The sequence below is a fragment of the Sphingopyxis sp. BSNA05 genome, assembly GCF_013265645.1.
GTDB lineage: Bacteria > Pseudomonadota > Alphaproteobacteria > Sphingomonadales > Sphingomonadaceae > Parasphingorhabdus.
Genome location: NZ_PYIA01000154.1, coordinates 23,247 through 29,771, shown reverse-complemented (window position 1 = coordinate 29,771; position 6,525 = coordinate 23,247). Strand labels below are relative to the sequence as shown.

At 60.4% G+C, this 6,525-nt stretch carries 3 protein-coding genes and 3 pseudogenes; 1 reads left to right on the top strand and 5 read right to left on the bottom strand.

Annotated elements, in window-relative coordinates; genetic code table 11:
* Positions 1-813 (top strand): class I SAM-dependent methyltransferase (locus C8024_RS18375; protein ID WP_367947431.1); only part of this gene is annotated, 813 nt, incomplete at its 5' end.
* On the opposite strand, the gene C8024_RS18370 is transcribed toward C8024_RS18375, so the two are convergent.
* From C8024_RS18370 to C8024_RS18350, 5 genes and pseudogenes are all read right to left on the bottom strand, one after another.
* Positions 789-1,250: a DUF3237 domain-containing protein gene (locus C8024_RS18370; protein WP_173207851.1), complete on the bottom strand. Its 462-nt coding sequence runs from the start codon at positions 1,248-1,250 to the stop codon at positions 789-791. The two genes, C8024_RS18375 and C8024_RS18370, sit on opposite strands and share 25 nt — an antisense overlap.
* 41 nt (positions 1,251-1,291) lie before the next feature.
* The gene (gene ribA, locus C8024_RS18365) at positions 1,292-2,371 is read right to left on the bottom strand and encodes a GTP cyclohydrolase II (RefSeq protein WP_254306080.1); all 1,080 of its coding nucleotides are present in this window, start codon (positions 2,369-2,371) and stop codon (positions 1,292-1,294) included.
* Positions 2,368-3,161: pseudogene (xth, locus tag C8024_RS18360) on the bottom strand (exodeoxyribonuclease III). Before xth ends, ribA begins: the two are co-directional and overlap by 4 nt.
* A gap of 288 nt (positions 3,162-3,449) precedes the next feature.
* Positions 3,450-4,078: pseudogene (locus C8024_RS18355) on the bottom strand (outer membrane lipoprotein carrier protein LolA).
* Positions 4,079-4,173: 95 nt separating this feature from the next.
* Positions 4,174-6,487 (bottom strand): annotated as a pseudogene (locus tag C8024_RS18350) (DNA translocase FtsK).
* Positions 6,488-6,525: the final 38 nt, after the last annotated feature.

Here is a 6,525-nt window from a genome sequence, read left to right as displayed (position 1 = left end):
GGATATCGCCGGTTTTCCATTTTGGGGTCGCAATTTTTGATCCTGAGTTGCCAGGCTATGATGATGAGCGCAATTTATGACAAAATCGGTCTCGGCTATGCTCGCAAACGCAAACCGGACTACAGAATTGCCAGAGCGATCCACGATGCGCTGGGCGATGCACAATCGATCCTGAATGTCGGGGCCGGAACCGGTTCTTATGAACCAGATAACCGCACGGTGACCGCGCTCGAACCCTCCGCCGAGATGATAGGCCAGCGGCCACCGGATGCGGCAAAAGCCTATCAGGGATCTGCGGAAGCCATCCCCTTTGCCGACAACCAGTTTGACGCCGCGATGGCGGTGCTGACGGTTCACCACTGGTCGGATTTCGAGGCGGGCCTCCGCGAGATGCGCCGCGTCGCAAAAGGCCCAATCGTGATCCTGACTTTCGATCCGGAATCGCGCTATTTCTGGCTGGCCGATTATATCCCGGAAATTATCGCACTCGATCAGCCAATCATGCCGAAGCTGGAGGCATTCGAACGGATATTGGGGCCATGCAAGGTCGAAGTCGTGCCGGTACCGCACGATTGTACGGACGGGTTTCTGGGTGCTTATTGGCAACGCCCGCACGCCTATCTCGACCCGCAGGTCCGGGCCGCAATATCAACCTTTGCGAAGCTTGATAATATTACGAATGCTCTCACAAAATTGGAACAGGACTTGGCTTCTGTTGCCTGGGAAGAACGTTATGGGCATTTGACGGAGCTGGAGAACCTGGACGTCGGCTACCGGCTAGTGGTCGCTCAACCGATCTCGAAAAAGGAATAAACCGGGCCGTCCGCCGTCTGCTCGCCGGTTCCAACCGCAACAACATCGTTCAGCCAGAGATATTGCGCCGCGCCGGCCTCGAACTTTGCCGTCACAGCCAGCGAATATTCCTCCGGCTTCAGCAGCGCGCCTTTGGCAAAGCGCGCCATGGTTTCCGGCTCGGCCAGAAACCGCCCCTGATAGTTGAGGTAGATCATCGCCCCGTCGTCTGTCTGGAGCGGCAAGCGGACATCAATCTCCATCACACCATCAGGCCGGTTGATCACCCAGTCCGCGCCGGGCAGGACCGTGCCGTTCAACCTTTCACCGGAGAATTCTCCGCCGGTCACGGGCGCGATGCGGCGCAATCCCGCCGGTGTCCGGCCAATCACCTTCATGCCGGCAAAATCGACCGACAGGGTCATGGTCATGAGATGGTCGTGCTTGAGCTGGGTCATGGAAACTCTTTTCTGTTGCCGGAACAGGCAGGCTACGGGCGTTAAAGTTTATGCCCGGTGCGGTCGCGCTTTGTTTCGAGATAAAATGCATTGTGAGGATTGGCAGCAATCTTGACCGGCAGCCGCTCTTCCACGGTCACGCCACATGCTTCCAGACCTTCCACCTTTTCCGGATTGTTGGTCAGCAATTTGACCTTCGGGATATTGAGCAGTTCCAGCATTCGGGCGGCGATCGAGAAGTCCCTTGCATCAATCGCGAAGCCCAGCCGCTGGTTCGCATCGACCGTGTCAAAGCCCTGATCCTGCAGTGCATAGGCGCGCAACTTGTTGATCAGGCCGATCCCGCGGCCTTCCTGCCGCAGATAGAGCAGGACACCCCAGTTGGCCTCGGTCATCTGGTCGAGCGCGGCATGCAATTGCGGTCCGCAATCGCATTTCAGGCTGCCGAGAACGTCTCCGGTAAGACATTCGCTGTGCAGACGCACGACTGGCGTGCTGCTGTCACGCTGGCCGACCACCAGCGCGACATGGTCGGTAGCATCGGCGTCGCTGCGGAAGCCGTAGATATGCGCTTCCGCATTGGCTGCGACCGGGAGTCTGGCATGGGCGCTGATGATCAGCGCGGATGCGTCGGCATAGGCGGTCGCATCCTTCGCCTCGACTTGGTCCTCGGCCTCGTCGACGATCAGGAAGGCGGGGAGCAAGCCGCCCTGCCGCGCCAGTTCCATCGCCGCGGTGGCGGCTGCCGCATTGGTCAACGGCTCGCTGCGGAACGGTCCCTTCATCGGATATTGCATGTCGAGCACCGGATCGACGATGGCGATAATCTCTGCCGCGGTTACCGGCGCCGGCAGGCTGATCTGGATCGGCAGGTTCGGGTCGGCCGCGGCAAACTGGTTGAGCAGTTTCAGCGTCGCTGCCCGGCTGGCGGAAAGGATCAGCGAGATGGTGCCCGACGCGGGCAGAGCCTCGTCCAGATTCGCGGTCTCTACCGGCAGCAGGTTGAGCCGCTTGCTGTCCGCTTCGACGCCAATCGGCCAGCCGCGGCGCAGCGCGTCAATCGCGCGTGCCGCTCTGCGGGCCGCTGCCTTCCGGGCCTCGTCGTGAGGCGCTGTGTTCAAAATTCGAATTCCGTGATCAGCGGCGCGTGATCCGAAGGCTTGCCCCAGCTGCGCGCGTCTTCCAGAACCGAATGGCTGACGGCCTTGTCGGCCAGTTCCGGGCTGACCCAGACATGGTCGAGCCGCCGGCCTTGTCCGATGCGCGCCAGTCCTTGGCGCGATAGCTCCACCAGGTGAACAGGCGCTCCGGATCGGGGATCAGCTTGCGGCCGACATCAACCCAGCCATGGGCATCGCGCATGGCATAGAGATGGTCGATTTCGATCTGGGTGTGGCTGACGACCTTGAGCAGGGCCTTGTGGCTCCAGACGTCCGACTCGAGTGGCGCGACGTTAAAGTCGCCCATCAGGATCGTCGGCTCCCTGAGATTGGCCGACCAATCGGTCATCCGCCCGAAGAAATCGAGCTTCTGGCCGAATTTCGGATTGAGATCCCTGTCCGGAATTTCGCCGCCCGCGGGAATATAGACATTTTCGATACGCACGCCGTTTTGCAGGACCGCGCCGACATGGCGGGCTTCGCCATTATTCTGCCAGTCAAACCGCTCGTCCTTGTGCAGCGGCACGCGGCTGATGATCGCGACGCCATGGTGCATCGGCTGGCCGTGCAAGATCATGTGATTGTAGCCGAGGCGGCGGAACATCCCTTCGGGAAATTGTTCGTTGCGCACCTTGGTTTCCTGCAGGCACAGGACATCGGGGGCTTCTTCGGTGAGGAAGCGCTCGACGATGTCGAGTCGGGCACGGATGCTGTTAATATTCCAGCTGACGATTTTCAGACTATCACTCATGCCGAGTCTGATAGCCACGCTCGCGCAGAAACCCAAGCCCAAAGGCGATAGAGATTCATGCTATTCTAACGGTCCGGAAAAGGAAAACCCCCACCTCCGGGGGCATTAAGGAGGTGGGGGCAAACTCGCGTTCGTCACGCATAGAATGGGTCGAAACTTTGTTGGTCAGGTAACAGGGGGAAAACCTGACTGTCTCTTCTCATCCTGTTTTGGTTATAGTCCCGTGTTTCTGTCGGGAGTATGAACGAGAGAAGGATCATTTTCTGCTGATCGGCAGCCCGTCTCGGTTCACCGCTTGGCCCGGCTTTTCCTCCGCGGATCGGTCCAGTTGAAGCTGCTGTTGGCAACGGGAACCCCGAATTTCTGGTTGGAGAGACGGATCGAGGTGCGGTTGTTTTTCGAATCGAGTGATACCCAGCCATCCAGGCCCAGGCCAGCGGGCGCGCCGGGCTTTTCGTGAAAACCATCGTGATCACGCCATATTCCGGTCGTTTCGGATCGCGGACCTCGACGCTCAGCACGGCCGGATTGCGAGTCGGAATGACCTTGCCATATTTGGACAGGTCGCGCTCCGGATTGAGCAGCGCGGCAAGCGGGCTGTTGCCGATCGGCCAGCGCTGGACCTGGTTCACGTCATAGTCGATCAGCGTCAGCGCTTTCCCGTCGCCAACGATCAGCAGATTGGCGTCTTTCTGATATTGAAAGCGAATCTTGCCGGGCTGCTTCAATAGGAGCTTTCCGGTCAGCAACTGGCCGCCGCGGTCGGTCTGGCTGAAATTGGCGGTCATCGTGGTCATGGCGCGCAGATGCGCCTGAACTTTCGACAGATCGTCGGCGGGGCTTTGCTGTGCGGTGGCGGGCAGGCTTGCTGTCAGGGCCAGCGGCGCAGCGATCAAGGCGAAACCATATTTCAACATTACAAAAACTCCAGATTATCAAGCAAGCCGCCTAGCGAATGGCGATTGAACGATGGCTTAATCACTTTGTCAGCAACGCGGGCAGGGCCGCGGCGCTAGAGCGGCTCGCCGTGCTGGTCGCGCAGCACTTCGCGGCGACCGATATGGTTGGGTGGACTGATAAATTCATCCTCTTCCATCCGGTCGATAATCCGCGCAGCGGTATTATAACCGATCCGCAACTGCCGCTGCAGCCAGCTGGTCGACACTTTCTGGCTTTCGAAGACGATCTGGCAGGCCTGCGTATATTGCCGGTCTTCCTTGCTGTCGCTCAGATCCGCGCCGTCGAGGGCAAAGCTGCCGTCTTCGGGCTCTTCGGTCACTGCCTGGATATAATCCGGCGTGCCCTGCGAACGCCAGTGGTCGGCCACCCGCCGGACTTCGTCATCGGAGACAAACGGTCCGTGGACACGCGTCAGCTGCTTGCCGCCGGGCATATAGAGCATGTCGCCCTTGCCGAGCAGCTGCTCCGCGCCCTGTTCGCCCAAATGGTGCGGGAGTCGATCTTGGAGGTGACGTGGAAGCTGATCCGGGTCGGCAGGTTAGCCTTGATCACGCCGGTGATAACGTCGACCGAAGGGCGCTGGGTGGCCATGATCAGGTGAATGCCCGCCGCGCGTGCCTTTTGCGCCAGCCGCTGGATCAGGAATTCGACTTCCTTGCCGGCGGTCATCATAAGGTCAGCCAGCTCGTCGACGATGATCACGATCTGCGGCAATACTTCGAAGTCGAGCTGCTCTTCCTCGTAGATCGGGCGAGAGGTTTCCGGGTCATAGCCGGTCTGGACGCGGCGGCCGAGCGGCTGGCCCTTGGCCTTGGCGGCTTTCACCTTCTCGTTATAATTGGCGAGATTGCGAACCGAAATCGACGACATCATCCGGTAGCGTTCTTCCATCTGCTCGACCGCCCATTTCAGCGCCCGAATGGCCTTGGCCGGTTCGGTGACGACCGGCGACAGCAGATGCGGGATATCGTCATAGGTGCTGAGTTCCAGCATCTTCGGATCGATCATGATCATTTTGCAGTCTTCGGGCGTCAGCCGGTAGAGCAAAGACAGGATCATGCAGTTCAGGCCGACCGATTTACCCGAACCGGTGGTGCCGGCGACGAGCAGATGCGGCATTGGCGCGAGATCGGCAATCACCGGATCGCCTGAGATATTCTTGCCGAGGATGATCGGCAGCTTGCCGGTCTGTTCGGCGAAACTGTCGCTGCCGACCATTTCGTGCAGTACGACCATCTCGCGATTGGCGTTCGGCAGTTCGATGCCCATGACCGTGCGTCCGGGAATGGCAGCGACACGCGCCGAAAGCGCGGACATGTTACGGGCGATATCTTCTGCCAGCTGGATGACACGGCTGGCCTTAATACCGGGAGCGGGCTCCAGTTCGTACATGGTAACAACCGGCCCCGGCCGGACCGCGTTGATCGTACCTTTCACGTGGAAATCGTCGAGCACCGATTCCAGCAAGCGGGCGTTGCGTTCCAGCCCGGCCTTGTCGATCACATTGTTGCTCTGCTCCGGTGCCGGGGTCAGCAGATCGAGCGACGGCAGCACATAGGGTCCGAAGAAATCGCCCTGCTTGCCCTTGTTGACGCCTGCTTTCTTCGGCGGAAGGGCCCGTTCGCTGATCTCCGGCGGGGGCCGGTTGTCGGGTTTCACCGCCTTGCGCGGAGCCGGTTCCTTCTTCGCCTTCGGCTTTTCCGTTCCCGAGCGGTCCGGTTCGATCACCAGGCCATCGTCTTTCGCGGCGAACGGACTTTTGATGGTCGGCATCCGGAGCGAAGCGCCGGAGAAGAGCGGCCGGTCGAGCCGCAGGCTGAAATAGCCGAGCACTAGGCCGCCGGTCAGGGTCAGGGCGGTCAATATGCCGGAGATCAGCCCGCTCCAGCTGGCGGATATGGCGTTGAGGCCGGCGCTGGTTCCGCCGGCGATCAGCATGCCGGCGAGGCCGCCGAGGCCGGACGGCAATTCCATTTCCGGTTCCGGAAACCACAGGGCGAGCGCAGTGCCGACCAGCAATGCCGCCAGAAAACACCAGAGCAATTGCTGTTTCCAGCCGGGTTGCGGGATGTCGCGCCACAGCCGGTTGGCCAGCACCAGAAACAGCGGCAGAAACAGCAGGACGGGCAGGCCGATCAGGAAGAGCAGCAGGTCGGCCAGATAGGAGCCGAAGACACCCATCCAATTATGCTCGACGCCGGCCGCCGATGTGTTGAAGGCCGGATCGCTGGGCGAATAGCTGACCAGCGCCAGAAACAGGAAGATGGTCGCCAGAAAATCGCGATGGCCCCGATCAGGGCACCACTGCGCAACAGGCTGAGGCGCATGATCTCGCGCCAGTTCGCTTCATTGGCTTTGTCCGCCATCATATACTCCCGTGCGTCACCCCAGCCGAAGGCGCGCG

Bases quoted from the DNA above. Each gene is read 5' to 3' on its own strand.
- C8024_RS18370 (WP_173207851.1), bottom strand. From the start codon at position 1,250: ATGACCCAGCTCAAGCACGACCATCTCATGACCATGACCCTGTCGGTC.